The organism is Pseudorhizobium endolithicum, from assembly GCF_902153245.2.
In the GTDB taxonomy this organism is placed as follows: domain Bacteria; phylum Pseudomonadota; class Alphaproteobacteria; order Rhizobiales; family Rhizobiaceae; genus Neorhizobium; species Neorhizobium endolithicum.
In genome coordinates, this window is sequence record NZ_CABFWF030000007.1 from 18,646 (window position 1) to 34,998 (window position 16,353).

The 16,353-nt window shown below is 63.0% G+C and carries 13 protein-coding genes and 1 pseudogene; 6 read left to right on the forward strand and 8 right to left on the reverse strand.

The genetic code is table 11. From position 1 onward, the window contains the following. Together RTCK_RS21155 and RTCK_RS04520 are read left to right on the forward strand one after the other, a co-directional pair. Positions 1–175 (forward strand): annotated as a pseudogene (locus RTCK_RS21155) (SIS domain-containing protein); the annotation flags it as partial. A gap of 76 nt (positions 176–251) precedes the next feature. Then, a complete protein-coding gene (locus RTCK_RS04520) occupies positions 252–953 on the forward strand; it encodes a DUF502 domain-containing protein (protein WP_142591915.1) in 702 nt (233 codons plus the stop codon). On the opposite strand, the gene recG is transcribed toward RTCK_RS04520, so the two are convergent. Further along, on the reverse strand, positions 931–3,036 hold the full coding sequence (gene recG, locus RTCK_RS04525; protein ID WP_142591916.1) for an ATP-dependent DNA helicase RecG: 2,106 nt from the start codon (positions 3,034–3,036) through the stop codon (positions 931–933). The genes RTCK_RS04520 and recG overlap by 23 nt on opposite strands. Positions 3,037–3,129: 93 nt before the next feature. Between recG and RTCK_RS04530 the strand changes: the two genes are divergently transcribed. Then, the gene (locus RTCK_RS04530; RefSeq protein ID WP_142591917.1) at positions 3,130–3,459 is read left to right on the forward strand and encodes an FAD assembly factor SdhE; all 330 of its coding nucleotides are present in this window, start codon (positions 3,130–3,132) and stop codon (positions 3,457–3,459) included. Next, on the forward strand, positions 3,456–6,971 hold the full coding sequence (mfd, locus tag RTCK_RS04535) for a transcription-repair coupling factor (RefSeq protein WP_142591918.1): 3,516 nt from the start codon (positions 3,456–3,458) through the stop codon (positions 6,969–6,971). The genes RTCK_RS04530 and mfd overlap by 4 nt, the downstream gene beginning before the upstream one ends. Here mfd and RTCK_RS04540 read toward each other — a convergent pair whose 3' ends face one another. Genes RTCK_RS04540 through RTCK_RS04550 form a run of 3 tightly spaced genes read right to left on the reverse strand, consistent with a single transcriptional unit; the run spans position 6,972 to position 10,450 of the window. Further along, positions 6,972–7,907: a DMT family transporter gene (locus RTCK_RS04540; protein ID WP_142591919.1), complete on the reverse strand. Its 936-nt coding sequence runs from the start codon at positions 7,905–7,907 to the stop codon at positions 6,972–6,974. Between the two features lie 15 nt (positions 7,908–7,922). Then, positions 7,923–8,594, reverse strand: a complete 672-nt coding sequence (locus RTCK_RS04545) for a DsbA family oxidoreductase (RefSeq protein ID WP_142591920.1) — start codon at positions 8,592–8,594, stop codon at positions 7,923–7,925. 44 nt (positions 8,595–8,638) lie between these two features. Further along, on the reverse strand, positions 8,639–10,450 hold the full coding sequence (locus tag RTCK_RS04550) for an extracellular solute-binding protein (RefSeq protein ID WP_142591921.1): 1,812 nt from the start codon (positions 10,448–10,450) through the stop codon (positions 8,639–8,641). 278 nt (positions 10,451–10,728) lie between these two features. On the opposite strand from RTCK_RS04550, the gene RTCK_RS04555 reads away from it, so the two are divergent. Next, a complete protein-coding gene (locus tag RTCK_RS04555) occupies positions 10,729–11,379 on the forward strand; it encodes an invasion associated locus B family protein (RefSeq protein ID WP_142591922.1) in 651 nt (216 codons plus the stop codon). 58 nt (positions 11,380–11,437) lie between these two features. Here the strand turns inward: RTCK_RS04555 and hspQ are convergent, their stop codons facing one another. The 3 genes from hspQ to RTCK_RS04570 all read right to left on the reverse strand — a co-directional run bounded on the left by hspQ (position 11,438) and on the right by RTCK_RS04570 (position 13,734). After that, complete coding sequence (gene hspQ, locus RTCK_RS04560) at positions 11,438–11,767, reverse strand: heat shock protein HspQ (protein WP_142520669.1); 330 nt, start codon at positions 11,765–11,767, stop codon at positions 11,438–11,440. Between the two features lie 163 nt (positions 11,768–11,930). Next, positions 11,931–13,340, reverse strand: coding sequence for a type I glutamate--ammonia ligase (gene glnA, locus RTCK_RS04565; RefSeq protein WP_142520668.1), 1,410 nt, complete (start codon positions 13,338–13,340; stop codon positions 11,931–11,933). A 55-nt stretch (positions 13,341–13,395) separates the two neighbouring features. After that, positions 13,396–13,734: a P-II family nitrogen regulator gene (locus RTCK_RS04570; protein ID WP_029618203.1), complete on the reverse strand. Its 339-nt coding sequence runs from the start codon at positions 13,732–13,734 to the stop codon at positions 13,396–13,398. A gap of 320 nt (positions 13,735–14,054) precedes the next feature. Between RTCK_RS04570 and RTCK_RS04575 the strand changes: the two genes are divergently transcribed. Next, positions 14,055–15,560 carry an NAD(P)H-hydrate dehydratase gene (locus RTCK_RS04575; RefSeq protein ID WP_142591923.1) on the forward strand — a complete coding sequence of 502 codons (1,506 nt, stop codon included), beginning with the start codon at positions 14,055–14,057 and terminating at the stop codon, positions 15,558–15,560. On the opposite strand, the gene RTCK_RS04580 is transcribed toward RTCK_RS04575, so the two are convergent. Then, entirely contained in the window at positions 15,537–16,343 is an 807-nt protein-coding gene (locus tag RTCK_RS04580) for a DUF72 domain-containing protein (RefSeq protein WP_142591924.1), read from the reverse strand. The genes RTCK_RS04575 and RTCK_RS04580 overlap by 24 nt on opposite strands. Positions 16,344–16,353 lie beyond the last annotated feature (10 nt).

Sequence of the window (16,353 nt, forward strand, 5' to 3'; positions counted from 1 at the left end):
GGCGGCGTCCAAGCTTCCGACCATGGCGACCATCGCGCTGCCCAATGTCGCCGAGATCATCGCCCCGATGATCTTTTCGCTGCCGATCCAGCTACTGGCCTACCACACCGCGGTCTTCATGGGCACCGATGTCGACCAGCCGCGCAATCTTGCCAAGTCGGTCACCGTGGAATGATCTTGCACCCGTCGGGCGGCTTAGGCATTGTCCGCCCTATCTTACCTTTCCAGGCACGGCTCGATAGCGGCAAACAATGGCTGATGATCCCGATCGCATACCGGTTGCAACCCAGCTGAGGAACAACTTCCTGACCGGGGTCATCATCTGCGCCCCTCTGGCGATAACCATCTGGCTGACGTTCGGTTTCATCCGCTGGGCGGACAGCTGGGTGAAGCCCTACATCCCGGCGCGTTACAACCCGGAAAACTATCTGAATATTGCCATGCCCGGCTTGGGCATGGTGATAGCCGTCGTGCTCATCACCATGATCGGTTTTCTCGGAAAGAACCTGATCGGCCGCTCCATCGTCAGCTTCGGTGAATCTATCCTGCATCGGATGCCACTCGTCCGCACCGTTTACAAGAGCTTGAAGCAGATCTTCGAGACGGTCCTCAAGGAGCAGTCGACCTCCTTCAAGAAATGCGGCCTGATCGAGTTTCCGAGCCCCGGAACCTGGGCACTCGTGTTCATCTCCGGCAATGCCAAGGGGGAGATTGCGGCGCGCCTCGGCGAGGAGGGCGAGGAACTGGTGAGCGTATTCCTTGCGCCGACCCCGGTGCCGACGGCCGGCTTCCTGATGTTCGTCCCGCGCAGCAAGATCGTCATGCTCGACATGACACCGGAGGAGGGAGCCCGCCTGCTCATCTCCGGAGGGTTGCTGGCGCCGGACTACAAACCCAAGGCAGCGCAGCCCGTTGCCGTCCCGCAGATCCTTAACCCGCGCTCAGGAACCTGACCGCCTCATCCCGGCGGTGAAGGTAGAGGAGTGTCCGCACGCTCCGGCCGTGCTCGCTGCTGAGATCCGGATCCTTGTCCAGCAGATAGGTCGCGTCCTTGCGAGCAACCTCCAGAAGATCCCCGTGGGCCTCCAGGCTGGCGATCCGGAAGCCCGGAGTGCCGGACTGTCGCGTTCCGAGAAGCTCGCCCTCGCCGCGCAGCTTGAGGTCCTCCTCGGCGATGAGGAAGCCGTCTTCGCTCTCCCTCAGGATGGACAGGCGGGCATGTCCGGTTTCGCTGAGCGGGCCCTTGTAGAGGAGGATGCAGGTGGAGGCCTCCTCGCCGCGGCCCACGCGACCGCGCAACTGATGCAACTGCGCCAACCCGAAACGCTCGGCATGTTCGATCACCATGATCGTTGCGTCTGGCACGTCGACCCCGACCTCGACCACCGTCGTCGCGACCAGGAGCCGGACCTCCCCGGTCTTGAAGGCTGCCATGACGGCATCCTTTTCCGGACCCGCCATCCGGCCATGGACGAGGCCGATCATGGGGCCGAACTCCCTGGCAAGGACGGCGGAGCGCTCCTCTGCCGACATCAGGTCGGAGACATCGGATTCCTCCACCAGGGGGCAGATCCAATAGGTTTTTTTGCCCTCCTTTAATGCGGTTCTTAGCCGGTCGATGATGTCGCCGGTCCGTTCTGTCGGAATGGTCACCGTCTGGATCGGTTTCCGCCCGGCGGGCTTTTCCGTCAGCTTCGACACGTCCATGTCGCCGAAGGCGGCGAGCACGAGCGTGCGCGGAATGGGAGTGGCTGTCATGACGAGCATGTGGGGGGATATCCCCTTGGCGGTCAGGCGCAGGCGTTGGTGAACGCCGAACCGGTGCTGCTCGTCGACAACGGCGAGGAGCAGGTTGCGGTAGTTCACCGCGTCCTGGAAGAGCGCATGGGTCCCGATGACGATCTGCGCGTCGCCGCTGGCGATCCGCTCGACGATCGCGTCGCGTTCCCGGCCTTTCGTTCGTCCGGTCAGCACCTCCACCGAAATCCCCGCGGCGGCGGCGAGTTTCGAGATGGTTGCATAGTGCTGGCGGGCGAGGATCTCCGTCGGCGCCATCAGAACGGCTTGTCCACCGCCCTCCACGGCAGCTGCCATCGCCATCAGGGCGACCAGCGTCTTGCCGGCGCCGACATCTCCCTGCAGGAGCCGCAGCATGCGGTCCTCTCCGGACATGTCTTTCATGATGTCGCCGATCGCTGCCTCCTGGCTTGCCGTGAGGGCGAACGGCAGGGCTGCCCTGATGCGCCCTGCAAGCGCACCATCGGCGCGGACCGGTTGACCCGGGACCTTGCGTAGGCGTTGGCGCACCAATGCGAGGGATACCTGGCCCGCGAGAAACTCGTCATAGGCCAGACGCCGGCGCGCCGGCGATCGCGCGTCCACATCCGCCTCATCCCGCGGATCGTGCAGGCGGCGGAAACTCTCGGCGACGGAGCCGAAACCCTGACGCGCGGCAAGCGTGGCGTCCAGCCAATCCGGAATGTCGGGGAGGCGGGCAACAGCTCCTTCGATCGCCTTCCTCAGCACCTTCGGCGAAAGCCCCGCCGTCAACGGATAGACAGGCTCGACCAGCGGCAGGTTTGCGGCCTCCGACGCCTTCACCATGAAGTCGGGATGAACCATGGAAGGACGGCCGTTGAACCAGTCGACCTTGCCGCTCACCATCACCGTCTCATCGATCGGCAGCGCTCTTTCCAGCCAGTTTCCCTTTACGCGGAAGAAGGTAAGTGCCAGTTCACCGGTATCGTCGTGGAGAAACACACGGTAGGGGATGTTCGTCTTGCCCGGTGGCGGCGGCTGGTGACGATCGACGCGGCCTTCGATGGTGACGACGGTGCCTTGCGGAGCAAGGGCGATGCCGGGGCGGTTGCGGCGATCGACGATCGAGCTCGGCGCGTGGAAGAGGAGATCGATCACCCGGCAGTCTTCGGGACCTTCCCGCCCCGTGACCCGCGCGATCAGATCCGCGACCTTCGGGCCGACGCCGGGAAGCGAAGCGACGGATGCGAAGAGGGGGTCGAGAACGGCGGGACGCATGGACGGCAAAATGCGACGGATTTCCGACCGTTTGCAAGGTGACGAAGTCGAAATTCCGACCTATATGAGCCTCTCCACACAGGGACTTCTTTCATGACAGGACTATCGCGCAGCAGCGCGGATCTAACACCCCGGCGCCGCCGCATACTCTACCGCTGCTGGCATCGCGGCATCCGGGAAATGGATCTCGTCTTCGGGCAGTTCGCTGAAGATCAGATCGCGCGGCTGTCGGAAGCGGAGCTCGACGAGTTCGAGGCGATCATGGGGGAGGACGACCATGATCTTCATACCTGGATCACCGGCGCCACGCCGTTGCCCGACCATCTGCGGACACCGCTTTTCGCGCGCATTTCCGCCTACCGTCCGGATTTCGACCCCGTCACCCTCGCGACCCTGCAGGCGAAGTCAGAGCAAGAGAAATGATCCCTGGATTCGATCCGAAGAAGGTTGCTGCGGCCGCCACGCCGCTGACCATCGGCAACGTGCCCCCCGGCATGGAGTCGCTGCTGCTTGCCGAAATGGCGCGGGCCGGGCAGGCGGTCGCCTATGTGATGTCCGACGGCCAACGGATGTCGGACCTCGAGCAGATGCTGGGTTTCGTCGCGCCCGAGATTCCCGTGCTGACGCTGCCGGCCTGGGATTGCCTCCCCTATGACCGCGTCTCCCCCAGTGCCGATGTCTCTGCGCGGAGACTTACGGCGCTTTCCGGTCTCATCGCGCATCGGACTAAGCCGCATCCCGCGATCGTGCTCGTCACGGTCAATGCGATGCTGCAGAAGATCGCGCCTGCTGAAGTGATTGAAAGCCTCGCCTTCTCAGCCCGCCCCGGCAATAGCATCCGCATGGACGACATCGCCGCCCGTCTGGAGCGGAACGGCTTCGAGCGCGTTCCGACCGTACGCGAGGTGGGCGAATTCGCGGTGCGGGGTGGCATCCTCGATGTCTTCGTACCCGGGACGGAGGAACCGGTCCGCCTCGACTTCTTCGGCGACACCCTGGAAACGATCCGTACCTTCGATCCAGCAAGCCAGCGGACGACGGGGCAGGCCCGCTCTCTCGACCTCAATCCGATGAGCGAGGTATCCCTGACGCCGGACACGATCAGCCGCTTCCGCACCAACTATCTTGCGTTGTTCGGGGCGGCTACGCGCGACGATGCGCTATATCAGGCGGTCTCGGAGGGCCGGCGCTATGCCGGCATGGAGCACTGGCTGCCATTGTTCTACGAGCGGCTGGACAGCGCCTTCGATTATCTCGCGGGCTTCCGCCTAGTGACCGATCACACTGCGCGCGAAGCTGCCGGCGAGCGCTCCAAACTCGTCGTTGACTATTACGAATCCCGCCGCGACAGCGGTACCCAGGGAAAAGGCGCCGCGGCGCAGGCCGCTCCCTACAAGCCTGTGCCTCCGGGACAGCTTTACCTCGATGCCAAGACATTCTCCGCGGCGCTCGATGCTGCGAAGGCCGTGCGTCTGACGCCCTTCAACGAGCACGACACGGAAAGCCGTCGGGTGCTTGAACTCGATGCCCGCGTCGGCCCCCGCTGGGCGAAATCTCAGGCCGAGAAGGATGATCGCGACGAGCGCGTCAACGTCTTCGACCTCGCGGTAAAGCACATCGCCGACAAGCGTTCCGCCGGCTCCAAGGTGCTGATCACGGGCTGGTCGGCCGGCTCGCTGGACCGGTTGCTGCAGGTTCTCGACGAGCACGGTCTCAAGCGAGTGAAGCAGATCGAGACTTTCGACGAACTCGAAAAGCTGGAGAAGGGAGAGGCGGCTTCCGCCATACTCAGCCTTGAGGGCGGCTTCGAAAGCGGCGATGTCGTCGTCATCGGCGAGCAGGACATCCTCGGGGACCGGATGGTACGCCGGGGCAAGCGCCGCAAGCGAGGGGCCGACTTAATATCGGAGGTATCGGGGCTCGACGAAGGCTCGCTCGTCGTCCATGCCGAGCACGGCATCGGGCGCTTCGTAGGGCTCGTCACGATCGAGGCGGCCGGCGCCCCGCGTGCTTGTCTGGAACTGCACTACGCGGATGAGGCGAAGCTGTTCCTGCCGGTCGAAAACATCGACCTTCTGTCCCGCTACGGTTCGGACGCCGCAGAAGCGCCGCTCGACAAACTGGGCGGTGGCGCATGGCAGGCCCGGAAGGCCAAGCTCAAGAAACGGTTGCTCGACATGGCCGATGCGCTCATCCGCATTGCCGCCAGCCGCATCACCCGGCGCGCGCCGGTGCTCGCCGCGCCCGACGGGCTCTATGATGAATTCGCGGCCCGTTTCCCCTATGACGAAACCGAAGACCAGGCCAATGCCATCGATTCGGTTCGTGAGGATCTGTCGGCCGGTAAGCCGATGGACCGTCTCGTTTGCGGAGACGTCGGCTTCGGCAAGACGGAGGTGGCGTTGCGTGCGGCCTTTCTGGCGGCGATGAACGGCGGCCAGGTGGCGGTCGTCGTGCCAACGACACTTCTCGCGCGCCAGCACTTCAAGACCTTCCGCGAGCGGTTCCGCGGACTTCCCATAAAGGTTGCGCAGGCGTCACGCCTGGTGCCCGGCAAGGAGCTCACGCAAGTCAAGAAGGACCTGGCGGAGGGCAAGGTCGACATTGTCGTCGGGACGCATGCGCTGCTCGGCAGCGGCATCAAGTTCTCCAACCTTTCGCTCCTCATCATCGATGAGGAGCAGCATTTCGGGGTCAAGCACAAGGAGCGCCTGAAGGAGTTGAAGAGCGACGTTCACGTGCTGACGCTCTCCGCCACCCCGATCCCGCGCACGCTCCAGCTTGCGATGACCGGCGTGCGGGAACTGTCTCTCATCACCACGCCGCCCGTCGACCGCATGGCTGTGAGGACCTTCATATCGCCCTTCGACCCGCTGGTGATCCGCGAGACGCTGATGCGCGAGCACTACCGGGGCGGCCAGAGCTTCTACGTGTGCCCGCGACTTGCGGACCTGCCCGAAGTTCAGGCTTTCCTGCAGTCCGACGTACCGGAGCTGAAGGTCGCCGTCGCGCACGGCCAGATGGCCGCGGGCGAGCTGGAAGACATCATGAACGCCTTCTACGACGGTAAATACGACGTGCTGTTGTCGACGACGATCGTGGAATCCGGTCTCGACGTCCCGACGGCCAACACGCTGATCGTCCACCGCGCGGATATGTTCGGGCTTGCCCAGCTCTACCAGTTGCGGGGCCGGGTGGGCCGCTCGAAGGTGAGGGCGTTTGCGCTCTTCACGCTGCCGGTCAACAAGCAACTGACCGCGACGGCGGAGCGTCGCCTGAAGGTTCTGCAGTCGCTCGACACCCTTGGCGCGGGTTTCCAGCTCGCGAGCCACGATCTCGACATCCGCGGCGCCGGCAATCTGCTCGGCGAGGAGCAGTCCGGCCATATCAAGGAGGTTGGTTTCGAGCTCTATCAGCAGATGCTGGAGGAGGCGGTGGCCGAGGTTCGCGGCGATGACGAGATCATCGATACCGGATGGTCGCCACAGATCTCGGTCGGTATCACCGTCATGATTCCCGAAGAATACGTGCCGGACCTGCATCTTCGCATGAGCCTCTACCGGCGCCTGGGTGAACTGGCGGACATCAAGGAAATCGACGGATTCGGCGCCGAGATGATCGACCGCTTCGGGCCGCTGCCCGTGGAGGTGCAGAACCTCCTGAAGGTCGTCTATGTGAAGTCGCTCTGCAGAACGGCCAATGTCGAGAAGCTCGATGCAGGCCCGAAGGGGCTGGTGGTGACGTTCCGCGACAAGCAGTTCCCGAACCCGGCGGGGCTTGTCCAGTACATAGCCAAGCAGGGCACGATGGCGAAGATCCGGCCGGACCAGAGCGTCTTCCTCACGCGCGACCTGCCCACGCCGGAGAAGCGGCTGACGGTGGCCGCGCAGGTGATGAAGCAGTTTGCGGAGATCGCCAGGCAGGAGGCCGGCTGATCAGGCGTCGTCAGTCTCGTCGACGGCAAGGGCATTGCCCTGGCCGTCGGTCGCGACCGAAGGCGGGTTCGCCACACCGCGCGCCCGCTCGCGGGCAAGCGTCAGAAGTCCGGAGCCGATGATGAGGAGGATGCCGAGCAGCATCGGCAGATCGACGGAATCTCCGAAGACCAGGTATCCGAAGAGGACCGCCCAAAGCATCTGGCTGTACTGCGTCGGCCCGATGACGGCAGCCGGTGCGTGCGCAGTGGCATACATCATGAGAATGGTGGCGAGGGCAGCAAACAGCCCGTATCCCGCCAGCATCAGCCACTGGATGGCGCTCGGCCACGCGAAGCCGGGGATCATCAGCAGCCCGCAGACGAGGAGTGATCCGAGCACCCCTGCACCATAGAGGGAGATGCCCTTTTCGCGGTGGCCGATGGCGTGGTAGACGACGATCGAGATGCCGCCGCTGAGCCCCGCAAAGACCGCCGCCAGATGCCCGACCGACAGTTCACGGAAGCCTGGCCGCAGCACCACCAGCACGCCGATGAAGCCGATCACGACGGCGCTCCAACGGCGAATGCCGACCTGCTCCTTGAGGAAGACGACGGACATGATGGTGACGAAGGAGGGTAGAAGGAATATGAGCGCGAACGCCTCGGCCATGGAGAGGTAGGTGAAGGCGGTGACGCTGCTGATCGTGCCGATCGCCGCGGCGAATGCCCGCAGCAGCCAGAGCGGGCGGTTGGTTGTACGCAGCATCTCAACCAGGTGGTCGCCGCGCTTCATCAGGAAGGGCAGTCCGACGAGGCCGAAGACCGCTCCGAAAAAGGCCATCTCGTAGGCGCTCAGCGCCCCTTCGATGAGCTTGACGCTCGCATCGCTCCAGGAGAAGGCCGCGAATGCGGCGAATGCGAGAAGCACGCCCTTCAGAGTCTGTTCGTTGGACATGGATGCGGCGGCTCGTCAGATCATGCTCTTGCGGGCTTCTGCCTTCATGCGGGCGATGTCCAGCAGGCCCCCGGCGAGAACGTCCGGCGTCTGCGCGCCGCTCACGGCATACTGGCCGTCGAAGATGAAGAAGGGCACGCCGCTGACCCCCATCTTCTGCGCCGCATCGATCTCCGAGAGCACCATGTCCTTGTCGGCGTCCGAAATCAGGAGGTTCTGGATCAAGGCTCGGCTGAGGCCGGCCGTTTCCGCGATGTCCAGAAGAACTGCGGCATCGCCGAGATTCCGTCCGTCTTCGAAATTGGCCTTGAACAACGCGCTCACCACCCGGTCCTGGACTTCGCGCCCCTCCATTCCGGCCCAATGGATGAGACGGTGCGCATCGAGCGTGTTGGGGCTTATCCTCACGGCCTCGAAGTCGAAGGCGATACCGACCTCGCGCCCGAGCTCCGTCAGCATGGCATGGGCGCGGTCCACCTGCTCTGGTCCGCCGAGCTTGGCGATCAGGTTTGCCTTGTGGTCGATGCCATCCGGCGGGATATCGGGATTGAGACGATAGGGACGCCAGTTGACGTCGACGCCGATCTCGTCCTGCACCTCGGCGATTGCCAGCTCCAGCCTGGCTTTGCCGAGATAGCACCAGGGGCAGACGACGTCGGACACGACATCGATGGTTACGCGTTCCATGGCCGCGTCCTTCCTTGAGACGGCGATTGTCTATCCGAGCCTTTTCAATCCTGCGCCCGTTTGTCGAACCAGGCGGGAAGCTGGTAGCCGTAGAGGGGTGTCTTCTCCGGATACCCGATGTAGCTGCGCCGCGCCACCCATTGTTCCGGAACATGGTAGAGCGGGACCAGGTAGTGGCCCGCGATCAGCAGCCGGTCAAAGGCGCGCACGGCGGCCTCGAAGTCTTGGCGGCTGCGCGCGCCGAGCATGGCATCGATCGCCCGGTCGATATGGGGATCGGCGACGCCGGCGAAGTTGTTGCTTCCGTCACGGTCGCGTGAGACGGATCCCCAGCGGCCGACCTGCTCGATCCCGGGCGACAGCGAAGAAGGATAAGACTTGACGATGACGTCGTAGTCGAATGTTCCGGATCGCGCCTGATATTGGGCATCGTCCACCGTGCGGATCATGGCGTCGACGCCGATCATCTTCAGCGTCCTCTGGTAGGCGATCGCCAGCTTCTCCTGATCCTGGGTTTGCGTCATGATCTCGAACCGCAGCGGATTGCCTGAACTGTCGGACATCCTGCCGTTCTTGATCGTGTAGCCGGCTTCCTTCATCAGTTCGACCACCCTGCGCAGGATCTTGCGGTCGCCGCCCGAAGCATCCGTTCGGGCAAGGCGGTAGGTGCCGTCCAGTATGCTTGGGTCCATTCCCTCCTTCGCAGGTCCGAGGATCGCAAGCTCTCGAGCGTCGGCGGCCGTGCCGAGGGCGGAGAGGGAGGAGTTCTGCCAGAAGCTCTCGGTTCGCGTATAGGCGCCCTCGAAGAGGTTCCTGTTCACCCACTCGAAGTCGAAGGCGAGCGCCAGCGCCTCGCGCACATCGGCATTCTGGAATATCGGACGGCGGGTGTTGAAGACGAAGCCCAGCATTCCGGTCGGCAATTCCGGCCGGAAGGTGTCTTTCACCACAGCGCCGCTGCTGACATCCGGAAAATCATAGGCACGCGCCCAATGGGTCGGACTGCCGTCGGGGTAGATGTCGACGACGCCTTTCTTGAACGCTTCAAACAGGGTGTTCTCCTGCAGGAAGTACTCGACCGAGATCTGGTCGTAGTTGTCGAAGCCTACCTTGGCGGGGACGTCCTGGCCCCAGTAATCCGGATTCCGTTCGAAGACGATGCGCTCTCCCGGTGTCAGCGACTTCACCTTGTAGGGGCCGGAACCGACCGGGACCTCCAGCGACGACTGGTCGAAGGTCGCCGGATCCACAGCATGTTTCGGCAGGATCGGCGTGGCCGTCGCCAGAATCAGCGGAAATTCCCGGTCCGATTTCTCGTTGAAGGTGAACCTGACGCCATGCTCGCCGACCTTTTCCATCTTGGCCACCGGGGTCAGCCGGTTGCTGAAAGGTGTCCGCCCCTTGTCGCGCAGAAGCTCCATGGTGAAGATGACATCCTCCGGTGTGACCGGTCTGCCATCCGACCATCTTGCCTTCGGATCGAGGTTGAACTGGATGAAGCTGCGCTCCTCGTCCATCTCCACCGTTTTCGCCAGCAGGCCGTAGAGCGAGAACGGCTCGTCTGCGGAACGCTGCATCAGCGGCTCGTAGACGAGATGGCCGAACTGGGGGTCCCACATTCCGCGGGCTGTCGTCCGCATACTCTTCAGGATGAACGGATTGAGGCTGTCGAAGGTGCCGACGACCCCATAGCGGACGCTGCCGCCCTTCTTTACATCGGGCTTCACATAAGGAAAATGCCGGTAATCCGCCGGCAGCGCGGGCTGCCCGTGCATAGCGATGCCGTGGCGTGGTTCGGCCAAAACGGGTCCTGCTGCGACGAAGAGAAGAAGAAGAAAGGGCAGGAAGCGGTGCATGAGCGGTCCTTCGCCTGGAAGCAGTGATTCGGCGCAAAATAACGCAAGCCGGCCATCCGACCAACGGATGGCGAGCGTCGACGATCCTCCCGCTCGTGGGCCTCGTCAAAAAATCCTGCCCGGAGGACTGGATATCGCACCGGCGCCGATGTAACAGATCTGGCGAACACGCGGGTCATTCAAATGCCTCAATTCGCCGACAGGTGGAAGGCACTAGGACACCCGGGGGAGGACGGTCGAGGCCGTGCCCGAACGGATTTCAGGAGACGGATTTCGTTATGAAACTCAAGGCAAACCATGCTCTGCGGACGGCCATATCCGCGCTTGCAATTTCTTTCGCAGCCGCGGCCGCGCCGAGCGCCGGCTTTGCGCAGGATGCCGCCCCCGCCGCCGACGGAGCGGGCGCACCGCCTCTCGGCTGGTTCAAGACCTGCACCAAGCAGGACGACAGCGATCTCTGCGTCGTACAGAACATCAACCTCGCCCAGAACGGTCAGTTGATCACGGCAGTCGGCCTGATCACCGTTGAAGGTAAGGTCAATCGCAAGATCCTGCAGGTCTCCGTTCCGACCGCCCGCCTGATCCCTCCGGGCATCATGATGCAGATCGACGGCGGCAAGGGACAGAAGCTCGACTATGCTGTCTGCCTTCCCGACAAGTGCACGGCCGAGGTGCCTTTGACCGACGCTATGATCGCCAGCCTGAAGAAGGGCAACGAGGTCGTCTTCACCTCGATAAACTTCCGTCGCGCGCCGAACCCGATCAAGATATCGCTGAACGGCTTCACGGGCGCCTTCGATGGCGAGCCGATCTCGCAGTCGCAGTTGGCCGAAAGCCAGCGCAACCTGCAGGAGGGCATGCAGAAAAAGGCGGAAGAGGCCCGAAAGAAGCTCGAAGAGGCCCAGAACGCGGCCAAACAGGGCCAGTAACCGGTCTGTTCCGGATTGTCGGAGTTTAAAAGCGCCGGTATCGCCGGCGCTTTTTGATTCAGTGAGCCAGGATCATCTTTGGCCTCAGCCGACCGGCGGGGCCTTGGTCGAAGATCTGGTAGACCTGCGGATTGCGAAGCGGCATTTCGCTTTCGTCGTGCTCGAGGTTCTGTTCCGAAACGTAGGCCACGTATTCGGTCTCGTCATTCTCGGCGAGCAGATGGTAGAACGGCTGGTCCTTGTTCGGGCGGATTTCGGCGGGAATGGCGTTCCACCACTCCTCGGAATTGGCGAATTCCGGATCCACGTCGAACACCACGCCACGGAACGGAAAGACCTTGTGGCGGACCACTTCTCCGATGGTGAACTTAGCGTTGCGTTGTTTCATGGTGCGATATCCTTTCGCAGCCTGATGTGGGAATAAAATCTCACCGCATCAAGGGGGTAATGCGAAGGCCTGCAGCCGGTTCCACTATCTCGCACGCGTGGCGGGCTTCCATCCAAGCAAGAACGGCGGGCCATGCCCGCCGCTCCTTTCCTGGAAACGCCGGTCAGGCGGAGTAATACATGTCGAACTCGACGGGATGCGGCGTCATTTCGTAACGCATGACTTCCGTCATCTTCAACTCGATATAGGCGTCGATCTGGTCGTCGTCGAAGACGCCGCCGGCCGTGAGGAACTTGCGATCCTTGTCGAGGCTTTCGAGCGCCTCGCGCAGTGAGCCGCAAACGGTCGGGATTTTCTTCAGTTCCTTCGGCGGAAGATCGTAAAGGTCCTTGTCCATGGCCTTGCCCGGATGGATCTTGTTCTTGATGCCGTCAAGGCCGGCCATCAGCATGGCCGCGAAGCCGAGATAGGGGTTCGCGGTCGGGTCGGGGAAGCGGACCTCGACACGCTTGGACTTCGGACCGGTGCCGAACGGTATACGGCAGGAAGCGGACCGGTTGCGGGCCGAGTAGGCGAGCAGAACGGGGGCTTCGTAGCCGGGAACGAGACGCTTATAGGAGTTGGTGGACGGATTGGTGAAGGCATTGATCGCCTTCGCATGCTTGATGATGCCGCCGATATAGTAGAGGCACGTCTCGGACAGGCCGGCATATTCGTCGCCGGCGAAGGTCGGCTTGCCGTCCTTCCAGATGGACTGGTGGACGTGCATGCCCGACCCGTTGTCGCCGTAGATCGGCTTCGGCATGAAGGTTGCAGTCTTGCCGTAGGCGTTGGCGACCTGGTGCACGACGTATTTGTAGATCTGCATCTTGTCGGCATTGCGCACCAGCGTGTCGAACTTCACGCCGAGCTCGTGCTGAGCGGCAGCGACTTCGTGGTGATGCTTCTCGACGACGACGCCCATCTCGGTCAGGACGGTCAGCATTTCTGAACGCATGTCCTGCAGGCTGTCGATCGGCGGGACCGGGAAGTAACCGCCCTTGACGCGCGGACGGTGGCCGAGATTGCCGGTTTCGTAATCAGTGTCGTCGTTCGACGGCAGCTCGGACGAATCCAGCTTGAAGCCCGTGTTGTAGGGATCGGCCTTGTACTTGACGTCGTCGAAGATGAAGAACTCAGGCTCCGGACCGACGAAGATGGTGTCACCGATACCGGATGCCTTGAGATAGGCCTCGGCCTTCTTGGCGGTGCCGCGCGGGTCGCGGTTATAGGCTTCGCCGGAGATGGGATCGAGGATGTCGCACATCACCACCATGGTCGACTGCGCGAAAAAGGGATCCATGTGAACCGTAGCGGGATCGGGCATGAGGACCATGTCGGACTCGTTGATCGCCTTCCAGCCGCCGATGGAGGAGCCGTCGAACATGACACCGTCGGCGAACATGTCCTCATCGACGGCGACGACGTCCATCGTGACGTGCTGTAGCTTACCTCTCGGATCGGTGAAACGCAGGTCCACGAACTTGACGTCGTTTTCCTTGATCTGCTTCATGATTTCGCTTGCGGTCGTCATTTAACGCTTCCTTGAATGAGATGACGATTGGAGCCGTGGCCGGAGGCCAGGCGAATTAGATGGCGTCGACACCGGTCTCGCCGGTGCGGATACGGACGACCTCCTCCACATTGGAGACGAAGATCTTTCCGTCGCCGATGCGCCCGGTCTGGGCGGCGTTGCGGATGGCCTCGATGACGGCATCGACGTTCTCGTCGGCAAGGACGACTTCGACCTTCACCTTCGGCAGAAAGTCCACCACATATTCGGCCCCACGATAAAGCTCGGTATGGCCCTTCTGGCGGCCAAAGCCTTTCGCCTCCGTCACAGTGATACCCTGCAGGCCAACTTCCTGAAGGGCTTCCTTCACCTCGTCCAGCTTGAACGGCTTGATGATGGCTTCGATCTTTTTCATGAGAAACTATCTCTCCCTGACGCAGCCGTGACCGGCTCGCCCTACTAATGCAGGTATCGTGCCAGTCTGCAAAGACGGTTTCGGCAAAAACCCGAGAAAATTCATCCGGTCGCCGAAGCCGTACATGGCAGGCTATCCGGCCGAAGAGGATTTCGCCTTGCTTTTATGCGTTTGGCTGAATCGGCGGCTGAAGTTCCGCCGGCGGCAACGGGCCGTCCCGTTTTGGCGCCTAAATAAAGTGCGTTTTGCATAATTGGTAGTCATCCAAGCGATGGGTTCGCTGCCCTTGTCTTTCTTCCGCCATTGCGTTCAATAGCGGCATGAACCCCCGGACCAGAACGCTGCTGTTGACCCCGCAGGAAATGGCCGCCGCGGATGCCGCTGCGGCCCGTTCAGGCATAGATTCATCCGGATTGATGGAAAGGGCTGGCCAGGCGGTGGCGGCGGCAGCGCTTCGGCTATACCCGCTGACCCTGCGCTACGTCGTCCTCTGCGGGCCCGGCAACAACGGTGGGGACGGTTATGTGGCTGCCCGCGCCCTGGCTTCGGCCGGAGCGGTGGTCGAGCTTTTCGCCCTCGGGGATCCTGACGAGCTGAAGGGGGATGCGAGGGCTGCCTTCGATGCCTGTCCGATACCGTCCCGGTCGGTTTCCCAACTGACGCCGAAGCCCGGCGATGCTGTCATCGATGCGGTCTTCGGCGCCGGGCTCGCCCGGACCGTCCCGGAGGAATTGCGACAGGTCATCGCTTCGGTGGAGGCCGCGAGCGTGCCGGTTCTCGCCGTCGACCTGCCGTCGGGAATTTGCGGGCGCAGGGGTATCCCGCTGGGAGCCGCCTTCCGCGCCTCCCATACCGTGACCTTCATGGCCCGCAAACCCGGCCATTTGCTGATGCCGGGGAGGTCACTCTGCGGCGACATCGAGGTTGTCGATATCGGCATCCCGTGGAGGATCGTGGAAGGATGCGCCGGCTCTGTCGCTGCCAATGATCCGGTCCTTTGGCGGGAATCGCTTCCGTCGCCCGATTCTGCCTCCCACAAGTACCGCCGCGGGCACCTCGCGGTCTTTTCCGGCGGAGCCTCCCATACGGGCGCCGCACGGCTCTCCGCCGCGGCCGGGCTTGCCGCAGGTGCCGGTCTTGTGACCGTCGCGTCGCCCGCCGACGCCATGCCGGTCAATTCCGGACATCTGACGGCGGTGATGCTGCGGGAAGTGGAAGACCTCGCGTCCATGCGCGCTTGGCTGGCGAACGCGAAGCTTTCTGCCTTCGTCCTCGGCCCGGGTTTCGGAGTGGGGGAGAAGGCGCGGGATTTCGTGCTCGGCATGGAAGGGCGCCCACTCGTCCTGGACGCCGACGGCATCACATCGTTTCGTGATCACCGTGATCGGCTCTTTCAAGCCTATGCCGCGGACGAAGCCCGCCTCGTCCTGACGCCGCACGATGGGGAGTTCGGGCGCCTGTTTCCCGAACTGGCGGAGACCGGCGAGATGAGCAAGGTCGAAAAGACCGTTGCCGCTGCCCGGCTTGCACACGCCGTGGTCGTCTACAAGGGAGCGGATACGGTCATCGCCGCCCCGGATGGGAGGGCTTTGATCAACGAGAACGCGCCACCATGGCTGGCGACGGCCGGGTCCGGGGATGTGCTCGCGGGAGTGATCGGCGCTCTGCTGGCCAACGGCCTGCCGGCCTTCGAGGCTGCGGCCGCAGCCGTCTACCTTCACGGAGAGGCGGCGGCCAGGGCCGGGGAGGGACTGACGGCGGAAACCCTGGTGCGCCATATCAGACCGCTCGGCCGCAACGGATCAGTCTTCCACCATCGCCTGTAGTGCCATCGCGCCTTGTGGTGCGTTGACCTTGCCCTCATGAATGAAGAAGGCGAAGACGTCGCGTGGCGCCTGCTTCGGCTTGTTGTCCGGATCGATCAGGGGAAGGTCGTCGGGCGTGCCGCCTCTGGCCCAGGTTTCCAGACGTTTCGCCCAGGCCTTCAGCTCGGCATCAGGATAGCAGGTGGGTACATCGTCCGATCCCGTCTGCAGGCGCGCATAGACGAAGTCCGCCGTCACGTCGGCGATCATCGGATAGTCGTGATGCTCGGCACAGACCGGCGCCACTCCATGCTTCCGAAGCAGTTGCACGAATTCGGGTACCTTGAAACTGTCGTGCCGGACTTCCACCACATGCCTGAGCGGCAATCCGTCCACCGTCTCCGGCAGAAGACGGAGGAAAGCGTCGAAATCGTCCGGCTCGAACCGCTTGGTCGGAGCGAACTGCCACAGGATGGGGCCGAGATGCGGGCCGAGTTCCGCCAGTCCCTGGGCGAAGAACCTCTCGATGGATTCCCCCGCCTCTGCCAGCACCTTGCGGTTCGTCGTGAAACGGCTCGCCTTCAGGGAGAAGATGAAGCCCTCGGGTACTTCCGACGCCCATTTTGCGAAGGTCTCCGGCTTCTGGGACCCGTAATAGGTGCCGTTGACCTCGATCACCTTCAGCTTGGCCGCAGCATATTCGAGCTGCCGCTTCTTCGGCAGCTTCTCCGGATAGAAGGTGCCTTCCCAGGGATCGAAGGTCCAGCCCCCGATCCCCGTGCGTATCGTCCCGTGATTCTGCATGTCCCCTCCC

Coding starts and splice junctions, on each gene's coding strand:
- RTCK_RS04550 (WP_142591921.1), bottom strand. CDS start 10,450: ATGCACCGCTTCCTGCCCTTTCTTCTTCTTCTCTTCGTCGCAGCAGGA.
- RTCK_RS04540 (WP_142591919.1), bottom strand. CDS start 7,907: ATGTCCAACGAACAGACTCTGAAGGGCGTGCTTCTCGCATTCGCCGCA.
- recG (WP_142591916.1), bottom strand. CDS start 3,036: ATGCGTCCCGCCGTTCTCGACCCCCTCTTCGCATCCGTCGCTTCGCTT.
- RTCK_RS04520 (WP_142591915.1), top strand. CDS start 252: ATGGCTGATGATCCCGATCGCATACCGGTTGCAACCCAGCTGAGGAAC.
- RTCK_RS04555 (WP_142591922.1), top strand. CDS start 10,729: ATGAAACTCAAGGCAAACCATGCTCTGCGGACGGCCATATCCGCGCTT.
- mfd (WP_142591918.1), top strand. CDS start 3,456: ATGATCCCTGGATTCGATCCGAAGAAGGTTGCTGCGGCCGCCACGCCG.
- RTCK_RS04545 (WP_142591920.1), bottom strand. CDS start 8,594: ATGGAACGCGTAACCATCGATGTCGTGTCCGACGTCGTCTGCCCCTGG.
- hspQ (WP_142520669.1), bottom strand. CDS start 11,767: ATGAAACAACGCAACGCTAAGTTCACCATCGGAGAAGTGGTCCGCCAC.
- RTCK_RS04580 (WP_142591924.1), bottom strand. CDS start 16,343: ATGCAGAATCACGGGACGATACGCACGGGGATCGGGGGCTGGACCTTC.
- glnA (WP_142520668.1), bottom strand. CDS start 13,340: ATGACGACCGCAAGCGAAATCATGAAGCAGATCAAGGAAAACGACGTC.
- RTCK_RS04575 (WP_142591923.1), top strand. CDS start 14,055: ATGAACCCCCGGACCAGAACGCTGCTGTTGACCCCGCAGGAAATGGCC.
- RTCK_RS04570 (WP_029618203.1), bottom strand. CDS start 13,734: ATGAAAAAGATCGAAGCCATCATCAAGCCGTTCAAGCTGGACGAGGTG.
- RTCK_RS04530 (WP_142591917.1), top strand. CDS start 3,130: ATGACAGGACTATCGCGCAGCAGCGCGGATCTAACACCCCGGCGCCGC.